The 21,159-nt window shown below is 40.6% G+C and carries 15 protein-coding genes; 12 read left to right on the top strand and 3 right to left on the bottom strand.

Annotation, left to right across the window (positions count from 1 at the left end; genetic code table 11):
* Positions 1 to 266 precede the first annotated feature (266 nt).
* A complete protein-coding gene (locus tag MMO38_RS04390) occupies positions 267 to 731 on the bottom strand; it encodes a hypothetical protein (protein ID WP_241322688.1) in 465 nt (154 codons plus the stop codon).
* Positions 732 to 1,019: 288 nt separating this feature from the next.
* Here MMO38_RS04390 and MMO38_RS04385 point away from each other — a divergent pair, with 288 nt between their 5' ends.
* The 9 genes from MMO38_RS04385 (at position 1,020) to MMO38_RS04345 (ending at position 13,400) form a co-directional block, all read left to right on the top strand.
* Positions 1,020 to 1,409: a tautomerase family protein gene (locus MMO38_RS04385; RefSeq protein WP_004671477.1), complete on the top strand. Its 390-nt coding sequence runs from the start codon at positions 1,020 to 1,022 to the stop codon at positions 1,407 to 1,409.
* Between the two features lie 121 nt (positions 1,410 to 1,530).
* Positions 1,531 to 2,748: a formate-dependent phosphoribosylglycinamide formyltransferase gene (gene purT, locus MMO38_RS04380; RefSeq protein WP_241322708.1), complete on the top strand. Its 1,218-nt coding sequence runs from the start codon at positions 1,531 to 1,533 to the stop codon at positions 2,746 to 2,748.
* A gap of 72 nt (positions 2,749 to 2,820) precedes the next feature.
* Complete coding sequence (gene glnD, locus MMO38_RS04375) at positions 2,821 to 5,487, top strand: [protein-PII] uridylyltransferase (protein WP_005197268.1); 2,667 nt, start codon at positions 2,821 to 2,823, stop codon at positions 5,485 to 5,487.
* A gap of 62 nt (positions 5,488 to 5,549) precedes the next feature.
* A complete protein-coding gene (dapC, locus tag MMO38_RS04370) occupies positions 5,550 to 6,719 on the top strand; it encodes a succinyldiaminopimelate transaminase (RefSeq protein ID WP_241322687.1) in 1,170 nt (389 codons plus the stop codon).
* A 211-nt stretch (positions 6,720 to 6,930) separates the two neighbouring features.
* Positions 6,931 to 7,254 carry a hypothetical protein gene (locus MMO38_RS04365; protein WP_241322686.1) on the top strand — a complete coding sequence of 108 codons (324 nt, stop codon included), beginning with the start codon at positions 6,931 to 6,933 and terminating at the stop codon, positions 7,252 to 7,254.
* 126 nt (positions 7,255 to 7,380) lie between these two features.
* Complete coding sequence (locus MMO38_RS04360) at positions 7,381 to 7,989, top strand: DUF3011 domain-containing protein (protein ID WP_241322685.1); 609 nt, start codon at positions 7,381 to 7,383, stop codon at positions 7,987 to 7,989.
* 52 nt (positions 7,990 to 8,041) lie between these two features.
* The gene (locus MMO38_RS04355; protein ID WP_241322684.1) at positions 8,042 to 8,845 is read left to right on the top strand and encodes a hypothetical protein; all 804 of its coding nucleotides are present in this window, start codon (positions 8,042 to 8,044) and stop codon (positions 8,843 to 8,845) included.
* A gap of 222 nt (positions 8,846 to 9,067) precedes the next feature.
* On the top strand, positions 9,068 to 10,255 hold the full coding sequence (locus MMO38_RS04350) for an efflux RND transporter periplasmic adaptor subunit (RefSeq protein WP_004671489.1): 1,188 nt from the start codon (positions 9,068 to 9,070) through the stop codon (positions 10,253 to 10,255).
* Between the two features lies 1 nt (position 10,256).
* Positions 10,257 to 13,400, top strand: a complete 3,144-nt coding sequence (locus MMO38_RS04345; RefSeq protein ID WP_241322683.1) for an efflux RND transporter permease subunit — start codon at positions 10,257 to 10,259, stop codon at positions 13,398 to 13,400.
* Between the two features lie 42 nt (positions 13,401 to 13,442).
* On the opposite strand, the gene MMO38_RS04340 is transcribed toward MMO38_RS04345, so the two are convergent.
* Together MMO38_RS04340 and msrB are read right to left on the bottom strand one after the other, a co-directional pair.
* The gene (locus tag MMO38_RS04340) at positions 13,443 to 13,931 is read right to left on the bottom strand and encodes a glutathione peroxidase (protein ID WP_004671491.1); all 489 of its coding nucleotides are present in this window, start codon (positions 13,929 to 13,931) and stop codon (positions 13,443 to 13,445) included.
* The gene (msrB, locus tag MMO38_RS04335) at positions 13,928 to 14,347 is read right to left on the bottom strand and encodes a peptide-methionine (R)-S-oxide reductase MsrB (RefSeq protein ID WP_241322682.1); all 420 of its coding nucleotides are present in this window, start codon (positions 14,345 to 14,347) and stop codon (positions 13,928 to 13,930) included. The genes MMO38_RS04340 and msrB overlap by 4 nt, the downstream gene beginning before the upstream one ends.
* Before the next feature lie 224 nt (positions 14,348 to 14,571).
* Here msrB and MMO38_RS04330 point away from each other — a divergent pair, with 224 nt between their 5' ends.
* The 3 genes from MMO38_RS04330 to dnaE all read left to right on the top strand — a co-directional run bounded on the left by MMO38_RS04330 (position 14,572) and on the right by dnaE (position 21,153).
* On the top strand, positions 14,572 to 16,002 hold the full coding sequence (locus MMO38_RS04330; protein WP_241322681.1) for a pyridoxal phosphate-dependent aminotransferase: 1,431 nt from the start codon (positions 14,572 to 14,574) through the stop codon (positions 16,000 to 16,002).
* 336 nt (positions 16,003 to 16,338) lie between these two features.
* On the top strand, positions 16,339 to 17,406 hold the full coding sequence (locus MMO38_RS04325) for an asparaginase (protein ID WP_241322680.1): 1,068 nt from the start codon (positions 16,339 to 16,341) through the stop codon (positions 17,404 to 17,406).
* Between the two features lie 183 nt (positions 17,407 to 17,589).
* Positions 17,590 to 21,153, top strand: coding sequence for a DNA polymerase III subunit alpha (gene dnaE / locus MMO38_RS04320; protein WP_241322679.1), 3,564 nt, complete (start codon positions 17,590 to 17,592; stop codon positions 21,151 to 21,153).
* The last annotated feature ends 6 nt before the right edge of the window (positions 21,154 to 21,159 follow it).

The following is a 21,159-nucleotide window of genomic DNA, read 5'->3' as shown; positions in this document are numbered from 1 at the left end:
AAATTATTCTTTTACAATTTATGATTTTATTCAACCTCTCAGCATCAACAAGCCAATTGAACTTTCTGGCATGCATTGCATAATTGTCTAAAATAACGCAAATAAGGTATAAAACATAGGCTATGGTTATCCGCTATTTTATTTCAGCTTTATCCATAATAAAGGCAGAACAAGATTTTGTTCTGCCGATGAATCAATCAACAATATATATAAGCTATAAATCTGAAAATTGAGGAATGTAAGGGATTGCTAATTGAATGCTTAGCTTATTTAGGAGATGTATTCCCCAAAGCAGGATTATCAATCGCATCTTTGCATTGAGTTTTATCACGCTCATAGCTTACTTGCTTTTGCGTAGCGGCATTTGCATTATCTCTCACATCTCTTGCCCAGCTATCTAAACTGGTTAGGGCTTTACGACAGAGCGCATACTTCCCTTCGGTGACTGAATCCGTCATTTTGACATTGATCCGCCAATCTGTACTCAATTGACGTATCGGCTTTCTCACTTTTTCTTCGATATCATTCACTTGTTTATTGTAAACAATTGGATCAATTTCATTGATCAGTTGCCATGCAGCATTTGCATAACTGGTTGCATCATTGGTCAATTTCGGCGCAGGTTTAATCTCAACTCGTTTTTCGGTTTCGTTGTTTGAATTACCGCATGCAGCCAATAAAAAAGTGCTGCACAACATCATTGTCGCCACACGAGTTTTGCTATTAGACATATCAGATCGCCGATGAAACATTTGGGCTTTATGCTAGTCAATTTAAACAGAATTCTCAATCATTGTTACTTATTTACCAAGCGAACGATTCGCAGACTCAATTCACTGATTCTATGTTACTGTTTTCAATTCTTTTTCGACTTTATTCATTTTGAATAGACTTCTTTCATAAATCCCCTTGCGGAACTTCAATCGCTCCTCATTCTCCCGATGGGAAAAGTCCAAAGTGGCTAACAGAAGTTTAATCATCAACAATACGTATGAACACAATCACGGAGCAAATGATAAATGTCCCAAATAAAAATTTATGCGCTGAATAAAACGATCACTCAATTTAGAGATCAACTTTCAGATGCCATCCATCTAGCTTTGGTGACAAGTTTGAGCTATCCAATAGAAAAGAAATTTCAACGCTTTATTGCTTTAGAGCAAGCCAATTTCATCTATCCTAATGATCGTAGTGACAACTATACGATTATTGAAATTTCAATGTTTGAGGGTCGTACAACTGAGGCGAAAAAGCGCTTGATCCAAACAATATTTGATAATATTCAACAACAATGCGGTATTTCACCCCAAAATATCGAAATCACAATTTTTGAAACACCAAAAGCCAATTGGGGCATCCGTGGACAAAATGCGGATGAATTACAGCTAAACTATCAAGTAAATGTCTAAACAGATCACTATCATTTTAAGCACTATATTTTGTCTAACAAAAACCATGTTTTTTGTATCAATTAGAGCTTAATTTAACCTTAAGTTCTGCTATGCTTAAACACAAATTACTCAGGATAGGATTATTCGCATGAGCGTCACGCTAGGAACTCCACTTCAATCTTCGGCATTTAAAGTTTTAATGTTAGGTTCTGGAGAACTAGGTAAAGAAGTCGTCATTTCTTTACAACGCTTAGGGGTCGAAGTACACGCCGCAGATCGTTATGATCATGCACCTGCCATGCAAGTTGCACATTTCGCTTATACCTTGAATATGGCTGATCCATCTGCATTAAAAAAATTAATTACCAAAGTTAAGCCAAATCTTATTATTCCTGAAATTGAAGCGATTGCGACTGAAGTTTTAATTGAAATTGAACAAAACCAAACAGCAACAGTGATTCCTTCCGCCAAAGCAGTCAACTTGACCATGAATCGTGAAGGTATTCGTCGCTTGGCTGCCGAAGAACTCGGTTTACCAACCTCTGCTTACCGCTTTGCAAATACACTAGAAAGCTTCCGTGCTGCTTGTGACGATATTGGTTATCCAAATTTTGTAAAGCCAGTGATGTCTTCATCTGGTAAAGGTCAGTCTCGCGTAAAAAGCTTTGATGAAGTCGATGCTGCTTGGGAACATGCCATGCAAGGTGGACGTGTCAATCAAGGCACGGTCATCGTTGAATCACAAATTGATTTTGATTTTGAAATTACCTTGTTGACAGTTCGTGCTAAAAATCCAGAAACAGGTGAAATCGAAACTCACTTCTGCGATCCAATTGGGCATCGCCAAGATGCGGGTGATTATGTGGAAAGCTGGCAGCCTCAAGCCATGACTGCGGCTGCATTGCAAGAGTCAAAACGAATTGCCAATAAAGTAACAACCGCTTTAGGTGGCTGTGGTATTTTTGGGGTAGAGTTATTTATTAAAGGCGATAACGTGTGGTTCAGTGAAGTCTCACCTCGCCCACATGACACTGGACTCGTCACTTTAGCATCACAGTTTCAAAATGAATTTGAGCTGCATGCACGTGCAATTTTAGGTTTACCTGTCAACACGGCTCGTCATAGCATTGCTGCAAGTGCAGTGATTTATGCAGGTGTAGATTCAAACAATCTAAGTTTTACTGGCTTAAATCTTGCTTTAGCTAATCCAGATACTGACTTACGCTTATTTGCTAAACCAGAGGGTTTTAAACGCCGCCGTATGGGTGTTGTCACCGCTCGTGCAGAAAGTACAGATTTGGCGCGTGAGCTCGCACAACAAGCAGCTGACCAAGTGAGCGTAAAAACAAACGTTTAAACTTCCCTTGCATTGCAACAATCACAACTCGCCCTCTTGTATAAAGAGGGACTTTGATAGAAGACCATTTTCATGATCAATACTTCTCCATTGTTGAACTACGTCACCAGTCATCATGATATTCAAGCCATTAATCAATGGCGAAAAGATGTAGAAAAACAATTACAAGAGAGTTATGAAAATGGTCAATCTATTCGTGACGTTATTAAAGCCCGTTCTAACTCGATTGATGAAGCACTGATATTTCTATGGAATCATGCCGGTCTTGATCAAACTGAATTAGGTTTATTTGCTGTCGGTGGTTATGGCCGTCGTGAAATGCTGCCTTATTCAGACACTGACATTATGATCTTGTCAGACGATGAATTCAGTGAAGAACAAGAAAAGCTAATTTCTACTTTTATTTCATCGCTTTGGGATGTCGGTAATTTCAAACCGGGCATCAGCGTTCGTACGATTCAAAACTGTGTAGAACAAGCAACCAATGATTTAACCGTAGCAACTACGCTGATCGAAGCCCGTTTGATTACTGGAAATGAACAACTGGCAAAATGGCCACGTCGTATTGTTGCACAAACATGGACAGATCAAACCTTCTATGATGCCAAAATGGCAGAGCAAGCCAAACGCTATGCTCAACATAACAATACTGAAAGTAATTTAGAGCCAGATATCAAAAATGCACCAGGTGGTATCCGTGATATCAATCAAATTGGTTGGATTGCAAAACGCCACTTTCGTGTCAACCGTATCTACGACCTCGTTCATTTAGGCTTTATTACTGAATTTGAATTGGGTGTATTAGAGGAAGCTGAAAGCTTCTTATGGGAAATTCGCAACCATCTACACCGTTTAGCAAAGCGTGATGAAAACCGCTTGTTGTTTGATCACCAGCGTGAAATAGCTGCAAAATTTGGCTACGTTCGTAAAGAAGGTCAGTCAGTAAATTTTGGCGTTGAACAGTTTATGAAGCGTTATTATCGTACCGCACAACAGGTTTCCACGCTAAGTGAAATGCTACTGGCTTATTTCAACGAGTCCGTCATTACCCCTCGCTTGACTGAATATGACCGTCAAATTATAGAAATCAATGAACGTTTTAAAATCGTAGATGGTAAACTTGCAGTTCAACATCATAAAGTTTTTTCCGAAACACCAAGCGCAATTTTAGAGCTATTCTATTTATTGGCAAATCGCCCAGAAATCACAGGCATACGTGCTCGTACGTTAAGACTACTCGTACTTGCAGCGAAACGAATTGATCAGCGTTTTAGAGATGATCCCGAACACCAAGCGCTGTTTATGTCGATTATTCGTTCACCCAATCGACTGTACGAAACAATGGTCTCGATGAAACGTTACGGCGTTTTAGGCAATTACATCCCCGCTTTTGGGCAAATTACGGGATTGATGCAATACGACCTGTTCCACATTTATACAGTGGATGCACATACGTTATTATTACTTCGCAATTTAAGCCGTTTTAAAGAACCAGAATTCGCCAAAGATTTTCCTGTTGTCAGTTCAGTTTTCCAACGGATTTCTAGGCATGATATTGTCTACTTAGCGGCAATTTTTCATGATATTGCCAAAGGTCGTGGTGGTGACCACAGTGAGTTGGGTGCAATTGATGCAATTAAGTTCTGCCGAACACATGGCTTTACTGAGCGTGAATGCAAACTGGTTGCATGGTTGATCAACAACCACCTACTCATGTCTCTCACCGCACAGAAAAAAGATATTTCCGATCCTGACGAAGTAAAGGAATTTGCTGAAAAAGTCGGTGATATGGAGCATTTAGATTATCTCTATACACTGACTGTTGCTGATATTAATGCAACCAATCCAAACTTATGGAACACTTGGCGCGCCTCTCTGATGCGTCAACTTTATACCTATTCGCGTGATGTGGTACGTTCTGGTTTAGGACGCCCAGTTGATTATCAAATGCTGATTGAAGACACCAAATTTGCTGCCAGCGAATTGCTCGTCAATGATTTTTCATTGGCTGAAGTTGAGAAAGTCTGGCAAGAACTTGGCGATGACTATTTTGTCAAAGAATCAGCAAACGAAATTGCATGGCATACACAGGCGATTTTACAGCACGGTGACAATCCTGAACCTTTGGTACTTTTACGCGCGCATCGTAATGCGGCTGAAGATGCAGTTCAACTCTTTATTTATACACGAGATAGACCTAATCTATTTGCGACAACTGTTGCAGTATTGGACCGTATGAATCTCGATGTTCAAGATGCAAAAATTATCACAGCAAGTACAGCCTTTAGTTTAGATACTTATTTGGTTTTGGATCGTTTTGGTACTTTACTTACCGATCCTGAGCGTGAACACAAAGTAAAAACGGCATTGGTTGAAGCGCTTAATCATTCAGACCAATACCCGGGCATTATGCAACGCCGTATACCACGTCATTTACGCCATTTTGATATACAAAATACGGTTGATATTGTACTTAACCCAACCTTACAACAACACATGGTCGAGATATCAACACTTGACCAACCGGGTTTACTTGCACGTATCGGCGGGCTATTTATGCTGCAAGGTTTAGACATTCATTCTGCTAAAATTGCGACACTGGGCGAACGTGCCGAAGATATTTTCTTTGTCACCAAGAAAAATGGTGTGTTGCTAACAGATGAAGAAGTGAAAGCGTTTGCGGAAATGCTCAAAGCAGCTTTGGACGAAGCATCGAATCAGATCTGCAATCCAACTTAATTTTTAATTTCCATCAATAATTGGGCGTATTCGATACGCCCCTACATGTGGTAACTGTTTAAATGAACTCAAGCTTGTCATTATTGCATCCCTATCCTTTTGAAAAGTTAACGCAACTTTTTAAAGATGTGCAACCTGCCAATTTACCGTTGATTCCACTCTCAATCGGTGAGCCTAAACACCCTGCTCCTGAGTTTGTTAAACAAGCGATTATTGATAATTTTTCACATTTATCGACTTATCCAAACAGTAAAGGCTTACCTGAACTACGCCAAAGTATCGCACAGTGGCTGACTCGACGTTTTAAATTGAATCAAATCAGTGCGGAAGATCATATCCTGCCAGTTTCAGGGACACGTGAAGGCATCTTCTCTTTTGTTCAAGCATTGATTAAACGTGAAGATGCTCCCTATATCGTGATGCCAAATCCTTTTTATCAAATTTATGAAGGCGCAGCGTTACTATCTGGTGCAAAGCCTTATTTTATCAATTGCACTGAAGAAAATGGATATTTGGGTGATTTTGATGCTGTACCTGCCGAAGTGTGGCAAAAAACAGCATTATTATTTGTCTGCACACCGGGTAACCCAACAGGTGCTGTACTGTCTAAACAACAATTTAAAAAGTTGATTGCACTTTCAGATCAATACGATTTTGTGATTGCATCTGATGAATGTTATTCAGAACTTTGGTTTGATCAAGCACCGATTGGTTTGCTAGAAGTTTGTGCAGAAATGGGACGGAATGATTATAAAAACTGTATCGTGTTCCATTCACTCTCGAAACGCTCAAACTTACCGGGCATGCGCTCAGGTTTTGTTGCAGGTGATGCCGCATTACTCAAACCCTATTTGCAATACCGCACTTATCACGGCGCTGCAATGCCAGTACAGAATCAATTGGCTTCAATCGCCGCATGGAATGATGAAGCACATGTTGAAGAAAATCGTCAACAATACCGTGCCAAATTTGATTTATTCCAATCGGAATTGGGTCATTTATTGCCATTAAAAAAACCTGATGCAGGTTTCTACTATTGGCTAAAAGTTGATAATGATGAAACTTTTGCCAAATTGCTGATGGAAAAAGCGCACATCAAAGTTCTACCGGGTCGTTACTTATCTCGTGATACCGAACAAGGCAATCCGGGCGAAGGTCATGTTCGAATGGCGTTGGTTGCCGATTTAGCGCAATGTGAAGAAGTGGTTAAACGTTTGAAAGCGATACTTTAAATTAAAAGCCTGTACTTTGTTGTACAGGCGACTTTCAGAAAATTTAGCGCTGCCTTATCGTGAAGAATACAGCTTTCTGTATTCTTCAGATGATCAACACAAAATAAACAAATAAAAACATAAACATTAATTTTTAAAAAATAAAATAATAGAATTAAACATAATTATTAAATTTAATTCGCTAGAAAATAATTCAAAAAGGTGAGGTATTATGAAGTTAAATAATTTATTTTTTATTTTATCGATGGTTACATTATTTTTAACTGGCTGTGCCGTTTCAAACGATAAAACCAAATTCCGTGGCGCTGGCCTTACCTATAATGCAGATATTAGCACCGACAGAAATGGCAACTATGTCGCCGCAGTAGAAGCTGCGCCTCTTGCAGGCCGAAAAGGAGGCGCTGAAGCTTATGCACTTCAAAATGCCAATAAACACTGCAACAATCAAAACAAAACAGTGCAAGTAATAAAAAATGAAACTAAATCACATTTACTCGTTAATGGTGTTGCTCGATTAACCTTTAAATGTGTTTAGTTTATTTAAACTTATTCTTAATTAAATACACCTGTTTTCAGAAATCCCTTTTGTTTCTCCATATAGGCGAAATACAAAGAGGCTAAACAATAAAAAAACCATGAGCTATTTGGAGATCAAAATCAAATGAATCCTAAAATCATATTTTTTACACCAATAACTTTAGCACTCTTATGGCTAGGCACGATTCACTCAGCACAAGCTGAAACCACTGTGCGATGTGAGTCAAAACATTTTCAATATAATGAATGCTACGCTAAATCTTTTTCTAAACCACAACTCATTCATCAAATCTCACAGTCATCCTGTATTTTAAATCGTAGTTGGGGCTTTAATCCAAACTCTGGCTATCTATGGGTTTCTCAGGGATGTGCAGGTGTCTTTGCAGATCAAAATGGCTATCATCATGGTAAATCAGGGACATATGATCAAGGTACTCGTACTTACGGTTCTGATGGCAGTGATACAGGTGCAGCAGTCGCAGGTGCAATCTTAGGTGCTGTTATTCTTGGAGCACTAGAATCATCAGATCATCATAAAAACCACTCTTCACAAAAATCAAACTACGATGGTTGTCATGGTGTTGGTTGTGATGTCACCCCTCCACCCAAGAAACAAAAAAATATAGATACTCGTCCACAATTTGATAAAGATGGCAATCCGAACTTTGATACACATGGAAACTGGATTGGTTGTCATGGCATGGGCTGCGATGTCGACACCCCTGATTATTAACCAATAAGCCACCTCTAAATAGTTTAATAGTTAGGTATTGGAATCACCACTCATGGCAAAATCAAAAATTTGGTTATCTATTCTCGTTACACCGTTTCTGCTATCGTTTTCAGGATGTAATAAACAGCCCACGACAACCAAGGAGTCAGAATCAGCAAAAATTACCACTGAGCAGCAACCCAGCTGTCAGGAAAGTACAGCTCAACTAACCCCATCGCTTCGTGAAGAATATGCACGTCGGGTTGCCAATTACATCAATCAAAAAGTAAATGGAAACGATATCCAAATACAAAAAGTAATCTCTATTAGTCATTGGAGTGCTGCAAATATAGCGACTCAAATCAGTGACCCTGCATGGTTTGTTTTTGAACAAAAAAATGGAGAAATGCAAGTCAAAGATGTTTGGGCAGGTATCGCCGAAGAAAGTGACTATCAAATGTTGATTGATCGAGTCACAAAACTGGGCGCACCTGAAGATTTTGCAGCTTGTTTTGCTGATGCTGTCATTCATATCGATACAAACGATGAGTATAAAATCGCTTTCTCTTTCCTACAAGATGCAGTGAAAAACAATGATAAGCTCGTTGTTGCAAATATGGTGAGCTATCCTTTTAAAACCAAATTAAACAATGCTAAAGCGATTCAAAATGCTGAAGCATTTGTTCAAGACTACGATAAAATCCTAACACCACAAATTAAGGACGTAATCCTCAAGCAAAAATATGATGAGGCATTTACCAACCAAGATGGTCTGATGTTTGGTGATGGTGAAGTATGGTTAAGTTCCATTTGTAATGATGAAGCATGTGAAAACAGCGAAGTATTCATTACAGCAATTCAACAGGTTGAAAAATAACATTTCCAAACGCTTCTTCCCTTTAATCAGTTAATGATTAGTAAAAAACAGACGTCTTTCATACACTCTTTGTGTTTCTTCTGATGGAAGATACACAAAGAGTGTATGAAGCGATGCTAAGCATAACCCCAACAGCCCTGAATATTCATTTCATTTACGATTGACCATCTGGTGAAATCTTGGTCTATACTTAGCCATCAAACTTTGGTGAACAATGGAAAGATGGCTTCTCAAACTCCCCAGAAAATAAATAAAAAAATTTGGCTCGTTTTGGCAATCATTATTGTACTGGTGATTATCTTGGTCACAATACGGCAAGTTGGGACTGCTAAAAAACCAACCAATGTAGACAAAAAGAAACCTGAAACAACTGAACAAAAAGCTGCCCTTACGGTTACAGTCGTTCAACCCGAACAGCAAAATTGGAAACAAACCTTTACTGCCAACGGAAACGTTGCCGCATGGCAAGAAGTCGTGATTGGTAGCGAACTATCAGGTCAACGTCTCACTAAAGTAAACGCCAATGTAGGTGATGAAGTTAAGCGAGGACAAGTTCTCGCAGAAATAAATAGCGACACCATTCGCGCTGACTTAGCCGCCGCAAAAGCCAATTATGCAGAAGCTCAAGCAGTACTTAGTGATGCCATCACCAATCACAAACGTATCCAACAACTCAAAAATACTGGGGCAATTTCCGCTCAAGAATCCACGCAATATCAAACCTCTCAAGCAACTGCGCAGGCTCGTTTAGATGCTGCCAAAGCACAAATTGAAAGCCATCAATTACGTTTAGCACAAACCAAAGTGATTGCACCTGACAGTGGGGTTATCTCTGCACGAAGTGCCACAGTGGGTTCATTAGCACAAACAGGCCAAGAATTATTTCGTCTCATCCGAGATCACCGCTTAGAATGGCGTGCAGAAGTCACCACAACTGACCTATATAAATTAAAACAAGGCATGACTGCTCGCATCTTTTCACCTGACCCAACTCAACCTGCGATCACAGGAAAAGTTCGAATGATTGCACCTGTGATTGACCCGCAGACACGTTATGGTCTGGTCTATGTTGATTTACCAACAACCCAAGCCGTTCGCATGGGAATGTTTGTCAAAGGTGAATTTGATCTAGGCGAAAAATCAGCCCTAACTATTCCACAAACCGCATTGTTATTACGTGATGGTTTTGCGTATGTATTTATCCTTGACAATGACAATCGTGTAACCCAACAAAAAGTCACTGTGGGACGACGTTTAGGCAATCGTGTGGAAATTATAGGCTTAGCAGCGAATGTAAAAGTGGTTTCTTCTGGGACTGGGTTTTTAACGGATGGAGATCTCGTACATGTCGCCAAAGCTATCCCCGACACGCCGCTTAGCAAACAGCTTGTGACCACACAGGAGCATTAAAATGAATGTTTCCGCTTGGTCCATCCGCAACCCAATTCCAAGTATTCTATTATTCATTATGCTTGGCTTGGCAGGTCTGTTATGTTTTCATTGGATGAAAATCCAGCAATTCCCAGATATCGAATTGCCAATGGTGACGGTGACAGCCGCCTTGCCGGGGGCAGCACCACCTCAACTTGAAACTGAAGTCGCCCGTAAAATCGAAAACTCGATTGCAACTTTACAAGGTTTAAGAAATCAATATACCAATATTCAAGATGGTGTAGTGAGCGTTACCGCAGAGTTTGAATTGGAGAAACCGCTTCAAGAAGCTGTGGATGATGTTCGCAATGCGGTGTCACAGGTTCGCTCAGACTTACCTGCTGATTTAAGAGATCCAATTGTCAGCAAAATCAATCTGTCTGGTTCTCCGATCTTAACTTATGCGATTCAATCACCCAAAATGGACGAAGAAGCATTATCTTGGTTTGTCGACTATGATATTGCTCGTGCCATGCTTCAAGTCAAAGGTGTCGGTGCTGTCTCTCGTGTAGGTGGTGTCACTCGGCAAATTGATGTCGAACTCGACCCTGAAAAACTATTGGCGCTCAATGCAACGGCGACAGACGTTACCCGACAGCTACGCTTAATCCAACAAGATGCCTCAGGTGGCGAAACTAAAATTGGCGGTAGTGAACAATCTATTCGTACGATTGCAACTGTAAAAACAGCGGCTGAAATTGGTGCGATGAATATCGCATTGAGTGATGGTCGGCATATCCGCCTAGATCAAGTCGCAACCATACGCGATGGAATAGCCGAACGACGTTCTGCTGCCCTTTTAAATGGACAACCTGTTATTGGATTTGAAATCACCCGGAGTAAAGGTGCCAGTGAGGTTGATGTTGAAAAAGGTGTCATCATTGCCTTGGATAAACTCAAAGCTGCTCACCCCGACATTAAAATCACTGAGGCTTTTAACTTTGTTAAACCTGTTGAAGATAACTACAAAGGTTCAATGTCTCTGCTATATGAAGGCGCAATTTTAGCAGTACTTGTGGTCTGGTTATTTCTACGAGATTGGCGTGCAACCATCATTGCTGCTACTGCTCTACCCCTCTCCATTTTACCTGCGATCATCGGCATGTATTACCTAGGTTTCACTCTCAATATCGTCACGCTACTTGCTATGTCTTTGGTGGTAGGGATATTGGTGGATGATGCGATTGTCGAAATTGAGAATATTATTCGGCATTTGAGGATGGGGAAAACCCCGTATGAAGCGGCCATGGAGGCTGCGGATGAAATTGGGCTTGCAGTTATCGCGACAACTTTTACCTTAATCGCCGTGTTTTTACCAACCGCATTTATGAGTGGCATCGCAGGTAAGTTCTTCGTTCAGTTTGGATGGACGGCATCCCTCGCAATTTTTGCCTCACTTTTGGTTGCGCGTTTACTTACCCCGATGATGGCAGCTTATATTCTTAAACCATGGATTGGAAAAATAGACCATCCATTGCCGACCTCATCGATAGAAGATCAAGGTCAAAGAGGTTTGGCCAAAGATCGTGAAAATGATGGTCGCGTCATGCGTGTGTATATGCGTTTAGTGACTTGGTGTTTAAACCATCGTTGGGTCACATTATTTGGCGCGATTGCTTTTTTTATTGGCTCGCTCATGCTCATTCCATTACTGCCAACAGGTTTCGTACCTCCGCCAGATACAGGACAAACCCAAGTTCGCGTAGAATTAACACCGGGTTCACAATTTTCGGAAACTTTAAAAACAGCAGAATACGCTCGCAACCTGATTAAAGACCACCCAGAAGTCAAAAGTGTCTATACCACTATTGGTGGTGGTGCAGCAGGTACAGATCCATTTGCTGGCGGCGCTTCCAGCGAACCTCGCAAAGCAACACTCACCATTCAAACCACCGAACGCTCTGATCGATCTGCCAGTTTGCAACAAATTGAAGATGAGATCAGACAACGTTTAGCCCCACTCCCAGGCGCAAGGATACAAGTGGGTATCGCTGGAAACAACAGTCAATATCAACTGGCACTTTCAGGTGATGATCCAGAAGCGTTGATGGCGACTGCTCGTAAACTAGAGCGTGAATTACGAACCATTCCCAACATAGGTAGTGTGAGTTCAAGCGCTGCACTGATTCGTCCTGAACTGGTTGTTCGCCCTGACTTTGCTAAAGCAGCAGATCTTGGTATCACCAGTTATGATATTGCTGAAACACTAAGAATCGCGACCGCTGGTGACTTTGACCAGAACTTGGCAAAGTTGAATCTATCACAACGCCAAATACCGATTGTGATTAAACTTCCGTTGTCGGCACGTCAAGATGAAGCGCTCATTAAACGCCTTATCATCAAAGGAAATAAAGGCCCAGTCATGTTAGGTAGCATCGCTGATGTAAATATTGAAAGTGGGCCTTCACAGATCGACCGATTCAATCGTATGCGTAATATCAACCTGAATATTGAGCTCAACAATCAACCTTTAGGTGACGTGACCGCACAAGTTGATCAATTACCGACTATGAAAAACTTACCACCAAGCGTAACACGTACCAATATCGGTGATGCTGAAGTGATGCAGGAACTATTTTCAAGTTTTGGTTTAGCGATGCTCACAGGTGTACTGTGTATTTATGTGGTGCTGGTGCTTTTATTTAAAGATTTCTTACAACCAATTACCATCTTAGTGGCATTACCTTTATCACTGGGTGGTGCATTTGTGTTGTTACTCTTGGCTAAAAGCAGTTTCTCTATGCCAAGTTTAATTGGCTTGATTATGCTGATGGGGATTGCGAGTAAGAACTCAATTCTCTTGGTCGATTACGCGATTATTGCGCGCAATGAAAAAGGCTATTCACGTTTTAACGCCTTGCTGGATGCCTGCCACAAACGTGCTCGTCCGATTATCATGACAACATTGGCAATGGGCGCAGGTATGTTACCGATTGCATTGGGGATTGGCACAGACCCGAGTTTCCGTTCACCTATGGCGATTTCAGTGATTGGAGGTCTGATTACCAGTACCTTCTTGTCGTTATTGGTCATCCCAGTGGTCTATACCTTTATTGATGATATTAACCGCAAGCTACATAGCTTTAGGAAAGAAAAACCAACAATAGTCGAATCAACACGCTAATGTAAAAAGACGGTCAAATGACCGTCTTTTTTATCTGTATTTTTATTTTTTCGCTAAAGCTTTTTCGATATCAGCTTCCAAAGCTTCTGGTTTCGTCGTTGGCGCATAGCGTCCTAAGACCTCGCCATTACGTCCAACCAAAAATTTGGTGAAATTCCATTTAATATTACGACTCCCCAAAATACCTTTTGCTTCTCGTGTTAGAAAACGAAAAATTACATGTGCTTCAGGTCCTTTCACATCAACCTTTGCGAACATCGGAAAATCTACACCATAGTTGCGTTGGCAAAATGTCCCAATCTCCTTATTGGTACCTGGATCTTGTCCGCCAAACTGATTGCATGGAAAACCTAAAACTTCTAAGCCTTGAGATTTATATTTTTCATAAAGTTTCTCAAGCCCCGCAAATTGTGGGGTAAAGCCACACTTACTGGCTGTATTTACAATCAGCATGACCTTGCCTTTATAATCAGCGAGCGCTTTTATATCTCCCTCTAACAACTCAGCTTCAAACTGATAAATATTACTCATGGATAAGTTTCCTCGTCATTCTTTTCTTGTGTTTTAAGTTGTAATGATGCCGAATTTACGCAATAACGTAGACCAGTCGGTTGTGGGCCATCCTCAAAAACATGCCCTAAATGTGCGTCGCAATCATGGCAGACTATTTCTGTTCTGACCATACCATGAGACAAATCTTCGTGTTCTTCTACTGCAATACTATCAATTGGTCGATAGAAACTAGGCCAACCACAGCCACTGTCAAATTTTGTTTCAGAAGAAAATAATTCAGCGCCACAACAACGACATACATACACCCCATGTTGCTTATTATTCCAATATTGACCTGTAAAAGCAGGCTCTGTACCTTTCTTACGGGTAATACGATATTCTTCTGGCGATAGCTCTCTTTGCCATTCACGGTCAGTTTTATTGACTTTTCCCATGACATATTCCTTCTTATTTCACTATTTAAAATAGAATAATCCTATATTTACGTCATTCATTATAAAATTTCTAGTCTTAACGAAATAAGTTACAAAACACCCATAATTAGAAAGCAAAAAGAGAGCAAATTAACAAAATTAAGTGAGCATTTTTATTTCACATGTGCTTTCAAGCAAGCAAAAACAATGTTAATCTTAGTTCTATTCTTGCTTGAGATTAAAAAATGTCGCAAAAAAAAAGCGTTATTTTTAAAAGTCTACTGCCTGTGATTAAACAATATCAACAGGACGGATTTACGCATGAAAAAATTGTCACATTGCTTAGAGATCAACATGATCTTGATTTAGTCACAACTGAAACATTTAAAAGTTATTTATATCGCTATGCCAAAGTGAACCCCACTCTTTCCGAGAACACCAAGATGAATAACACGATTCAAACCCCACGAGAAATCAAAAAATCTTCTAAGCTCGAGCATGTTTGCTACGACATTCGTGGTCCTGTGTTACGAGCCGCCAATGAAATGGAAGAACAGGGTCATAAAATCATAAAATTAAATATTGGTAACCCTGCGCCTTTTGGCTTTGAAGCGCCACAAGAAATCATCAATGATGTCGCTTTAAACTTGCCAAATGCAATTGGTTATACGGATTCAAAAGGGATTTTCCCTGCGCGTAAAGCTATTTGTCAGTATTACCAACAAAAAGGCATTTTTGATATGCACGTCAATGATGTGTATGTCGGGAATGGTGTCTCTGAACTGATCGTGATGGCCATGCAAGGCTTACTAAACGATGGCGATGAAATGCTGGTACCCATGCCCGATTATCCATTATGGACCGCAGCAGTAAACCTATCTGGTGGTACCGCCATTCACTACAAATGTGATGAAGAAAATTATTGGTATCCTGACATTGCGGATATGGAGAGTAAAATCACGCCGAACACGCGTGGGATCGTGGTGATTAACCCAAACAACCCAACAGGTTCAGTCTATCCACGCCATGTTCTTGCACAAATTGTTGCGTTGGCAAAGAAATACGATTTGATTTTATTTGCGGACGAGATTTACGACAAGATTATTTATGACGGCATTGAGCATGTAGCCGTAGCTGCTTTGGCAGGTGATCAACTTTGTGTTTCATTCAATGGTTTATCAAAAGCCTATCGTATCGCAGGTTATCGTGCAGGCTGGATGGCGATTACAGGTAATAAAGCACGCGCAGCAGATTATATTGAAGGCTTAGACATGTTGGCATCTATGCGTTTATGTGCCAACCATCAAGCGCAATATGCTATTCAAACGGCTTTGGGCGGTTATCAATCGATTAACGACTTAATCCGTCCGGGTGGTCGTCTATATGAACAGCGAAATATTGCTTGGGAAATGCTTAATGAAATTCCGGGCGTGAGTTGTGTCAAACCTGAAGGTGCGATGTATTGTTTCCCTCGACTAGATCCTGATGTTTATCCAGTTGAAGATGATGAGGCTTTAATGTTGGATTTATTGAAAGCTGAAAAAGTATTACTGGTACAAGGAACAGGATTTAATTGGCCGACACCAGACCATTTCCGTGTGGTATTTTTACCCGCAGAAAATGAACTGCGAGAAGCAATTAATCGCTTAGATCGCTTCTTAGCCACGCGTCGTTAATCAATAAAATTAAAAGCAATGTCTAAGCTAGACATTGCTTTTTTTATTTTAGACTACTCCGTCTACAATTTAGAAAAATCGCACCAAGATGACGCAAAACCATTGGTTGCATTACAATTATATCCCAAACAACTGATATTGTTCGTTTTAACCTATTATTCGAGCACTATTAATAAAATTATCTATTCGGCTATTCAAGCAACTATTCGCCCTCGCAGCGCATCCCAATAAAAAATAAAATGCCAATGATTTAGCGACTAAAAATTCAAATAATAGTCGCCATGTCTGGCATAGGCATTGTGTTTCAATGGAAGATAAAATACAGGATTGTCATTAATGATTAATAAAACGGTTAAATCATTAGGGTTAGGATTAACTCTACTTGCCGCATCAGTTTCATTGTATGCAAAAAATAATGTAGTCGTTATCGCAACAGGCGGTACGATTGCAGGTGCAGGTGCAAGTTCGACCAACAGTGCAACCTATACAGCAGCAAAAGTACCTGTCGATGCATTAATTAATGCTGTACCTCAAATCAAAGATTTAGCCAATGTAAGTGGTGTACAAGCGTTACAGATCGCCTCTGAAAATATTACTGATAAAGAACTTTTATCTCTGGCAAGACAAGTCAACGATTTAGTCAAAAAACCATCGGTGAATGGCATTGTCATTACGCATGGTTCTGATACGCTCGAAGAAACAGCGTTCTTCCTAAACCTTGTTATTCATACCGACAAACCAATTGTTCTAGTCGGTTCAATGCGTCCATCAACGGCTCTTTCTGCCGATGGCCCTCTCAACCTTTATAGTGCTGTTGCCCTTGCTTCATCTAATGAAGCGAAAAACAAAGGGGTATTGGTTCTGATGAATGATTCTATTTTTGCTGCGCGTGATGTCACCAAAGGAATCAATATTCATACCAATGCCTTTGTCAGCCAATGGGGTGCATTAGGTACTGTGGTTGAAAAGAAACCCTATTGGTTCCGAAATTCGTTAAAACGTCATACCACGACATCTGAATTTAATATTGAAAATATTAAAGGCGATCAACTCCCTGTCGTTCAGATCGCTTATGGTTCTGACTCTATGATTACAGATGCTTATGTTGCTTATGCAAAAGCGGGCACCAAAGCAATTGTAAATGCGGGTACAGGTAATGGTTCAATCGCAAATTACATCGTACCTACATTAAAACAGTTACGTGATGAACAAGGCATTCAAATTATTCGTTCGTCTCGCGTCGCTCGAGGATTTGTTTTACGTAATGCTGAACAACCAGATGATAAATATGGTTGGGTAGCTGCACATGACTTAAATCCACAAAAAGCACGTATTTTGGCGGCTCTTGCACTTACGAAAACCAATGATGCAAATGAGATTCAACGGATGTTCTGGGAATATTAATTTAAGCCTGTAATATTGAAGTTGATGGAATTAAACCGATGTATATGTCTAGATCACATATACATCGGTTTTTTCTTTGCCGTTTAAAATAAAAAGTAGATATGATCTTATTGTAAAAATATTAGACAACAGCCATACACAGAGCATGTTAGAATAATCGACGGTCGTGTTAAGGATAGATTTATGCAGTTTGTTCATCTTGGTATTCATACAGAATTTTCGATTACAGAATCGATTGTTCGCATACCTGATTTGGTCAAAGTTGCCGTAAAAGATGAAATGCCTGCATTGGCACTTACAGATTTATCTAACTTACATGCTGCTGTGAAATTTTATGAGGCTTGCCTAAAGAAAGGTATTAAACCAATTCTTGGCAGTGTGATCCGTCTAAATGATGCTGAACATAGAGCCACATTATTAGCCATGAGTAACACAGGTTGGAGAAGTCTAACCGAAATCGTTTCTCGTGGCTTTATCGAAGGACAACAGCTCAGTATCCCCTGCGTGCAAAAGGATTGGATACTCGAACAATCTGAAGATTTAATCGTATTACTTGGGCAACGTAGTGATGTCGGGCAAATGCTTTGCTCATCCAACCCGCAAAAAGCTGAGCCATTATTAGAAGCTTGGATCGAAAAGTTTGGTAATCGCGTCTATTTGGCACTCACGCGTACTGAACGTGCTGGTGAAGAGGATTTTATTCAGCAAGCCCTTAAACTTGCAGAAAAATATCAAATTGGTGTGGTTGCACACAATGATGTGCACTTTATCGAACAACATGATTATGATGCGCACGAAGCGCGTGTTTGTATCGCCGATGGTTATGTATTGGGTGATAATAAGCGCCCTAAAAACTTTAGTTCAGAACAGTATTTTAAAACTGGCGAACAAATGTCTGAACTATTTTCAGACATTCCGAGTGCGATCGCTAACAGTTACTACATCGCGCAACGTTGTAATGTCGCGTTGCAATTGGGTACTTATTTCTTACCCGACTTCCCGATTCCAGATGGTTATACCATTGATAGTTACTTCGAACATTTATCTCGTGAAGGCTTAGAAGAACGCCTTAATCATCTTTATCCGATTACAGAGCGTGATGAAGACTGGGCGGAAATTCGTAAGCCCTATGATGAACGAATTAAGTATGAAGTCGATATTATCCTGAAAATGGGTTTCCCCGGATATTTTTTGATCGTCATGGACTTTATTCAATGGGCCAAAAATAATGGTGTGCCTGTTGGTCCCGGACGTGGTTCGGGTGCAGGGTCTTTGGTCGCATATAGTTTAAAAATTACCGATCTTGATCCCCTGCGTTATGATCTTCTCTTTGAACGTTTCTTAAATCCTGAACGTGTCTCAATGCCCGATTTCGATGTCGATTTCTGTATTGCAGGTCGTGACCGTGTCATCGAATACGTTGCTCAAAACTATGGTCGTGAAGCGGTTTCACAGATTGCCACTTTCGGTACGATGGCTGCAAAAGGTGCGATTCGAGATGTCGCACGTGTATTGAGTAAATCGTATGGTCTAGCCGATCGTATTTCAAAAATGGTACCAACCAAACCGCTTGGTGTTGATTTGGCAACAGCCATCGACATGGAACCGCAACTTAAAGATATTGTCACCAATCCTTCAAATCCAGATCATGACGACGCCGCTGAGATTTGGGAAATGGCGCTCAAACTCGAAGGGATCACGCGTAACACTGGTAAACATGCTGGTGGTGTGGTGATTGCACCAGGCAAAATTACCGACTATTCAGCTGTTCTGTGTGAAGCCGATGGTACTGGCCGTGTTGCGCAATATGACAAAGATGACGTTGAAGCCGCAGGTCTGGTCAAGTTTGACTTCTTGGGTTTACGTAACCTGACCGTAATCGAAGATGCTGTTCAAAATATCAATAAACGGATCAAATCGGCAGTTCCTTTAAATATTGTTGATGTGCCATTGGATGATAAAGATGCCTATCTTGTGTTTGCCAATGCAAATACAACTGCGGTGTTCCAGTTTGAATCCGTCGGCATGAAAAAAATGTTGAAGGAAGCGAGACCAAGCAAATTTGAAGAAATTATTGCCTTCGTTTCCCTATATCGTCCGGGTCCAATGGATCTTATTCCAGACTTTATCCATCGTATGCATGGTGGTGAGTTTGAATACCTGCATCCTTTACTTGAAGGCGTATTAGAACCAACCTACGGTATTATGGTTTATCAAGAACAGGTGATGCAGGCTGCGCAGATATGTGCGGGCTATACGCTTGGTGGTGCAGATTTACTCCGTCGTGCGATGGGTAAAAAGAAACCCGAAGAAATGGTAAAACAACGCCAAATCTTTACTGAAGGTGCAGGACAAAAAGGGATTGATGTCTCAACTGCCAACCATATCTTCGACTATATGGAAAAGTTCGCAGGTTATGGTTTTAACAAATCCCACGCCGCAGCGTATGCCTTAGTTGCCTATCATACAGCTTGGTTAAAAGCGCATTACCCTGCTGAGTTTATGGCAGCGGTACTGTCATCGGAAATGCAAAATACCGACAGTATTGTATTTTTAATTGATGACTGTCGTAATAACAAATTAGACGTGCTTCCACCTTCGGTAAATATGTCGTTGTATCACTTCCATGCCAGTGATGAACAAACCATTGTATATGGACTAGGTGCGATTAAAGGTGTCGGTGAACAAGCGATGCAGTCTGTGATCGACTCACGCACCAAAGAAGGTCCTTATAAAGATTTATTTGATTTCTGCCATCGTATTGATCTAAAGAAAATCAACAAACGAACCTTAGAAGCATTAATTCGTGCAGGTGCACTGGATTGTTTGGGTATTGAACGTTCAAGCCTCATGGCACAACTTCCTGAAGCGGTACAAGCTGCTGAGCAAGCCCGAAGCAACCGCGAAACCGGGATCATGGATTTGTTTGGTGAAGTTGAAGAAGTTCAGCGCAAACCCGCCAAACCCGTTAAACCGTGGGCTGATGAAGTTCGCTTAAAAGGTGAAAAAGATACGCTTGGTTTGTACTTAACAGGTCATCCAATTGATGTCTACCGCCCTGAATTAAAATCATTTGTACCCGCAAAACTCAATGAACTCACGCCGACACGTCGCGGTGTTACCACTGTTTTTGCTGGATTGGTTGTCGACATTGCAAACTTTCCAAACCGTATTATGATCACCTTAGATGACGGTACAGCACGTGTTGAAATCAGTTGTAATCACGAACGTTTCCAACGCTATAAAGAGATCGTTCGACCAGATCAGGTCGTGGTTATTGAGGGTGAAATTTACGAACGTGAAGGCTTCGACCGCCCAATGGCAAGGTTAAGCAAGGCATTTAGTTTAAATGAGATTCGTCAGAAACGCGCCCAAAGTATCCAAGTTCGCTTAAGCCACGATTTAATGACAAAATCATTGGCTAAAGATCTGCAAACTCTGCTTTTACCCTATTGTAATATTGATATGTGCCAACATATTGGCCTACACATGCAAATTGAACAAAGCTTTGCAACAGCAGAATTACACTTAGGTGCTCAGTGGAAAGTTGCACCTCTAGATGAATTGCTGGCAAAGTTGCGTGATTATTTTGGTAAAGATGCAATTTTTATTGAATATCAAGTGAAATCAAAAGCAGCAAAAGTGGCTGAAGCACCTAAAGTCAGTGTTGTTGCCCCACCACCTGAAAATATGTCAATGGATGAAGCTTTAGATCTTTATCAAACTGAAATCTCTCAATATTCTTAAATTTGG

Source organism: Acinetobacter sp. NIPH 1852, from assembly GCF_022549455.1.
Classification (GTDB): domain Bacteria; phylum Pseudomonadota; class Gammaproteobacteria; order Pseudomonadales; family Moraxellaceae; genus Acinetobacter.
Note: the sequence above shows the minus strand (reverse complement) of the source record. Positions and strands in the feature narration are given on the sequence as shown.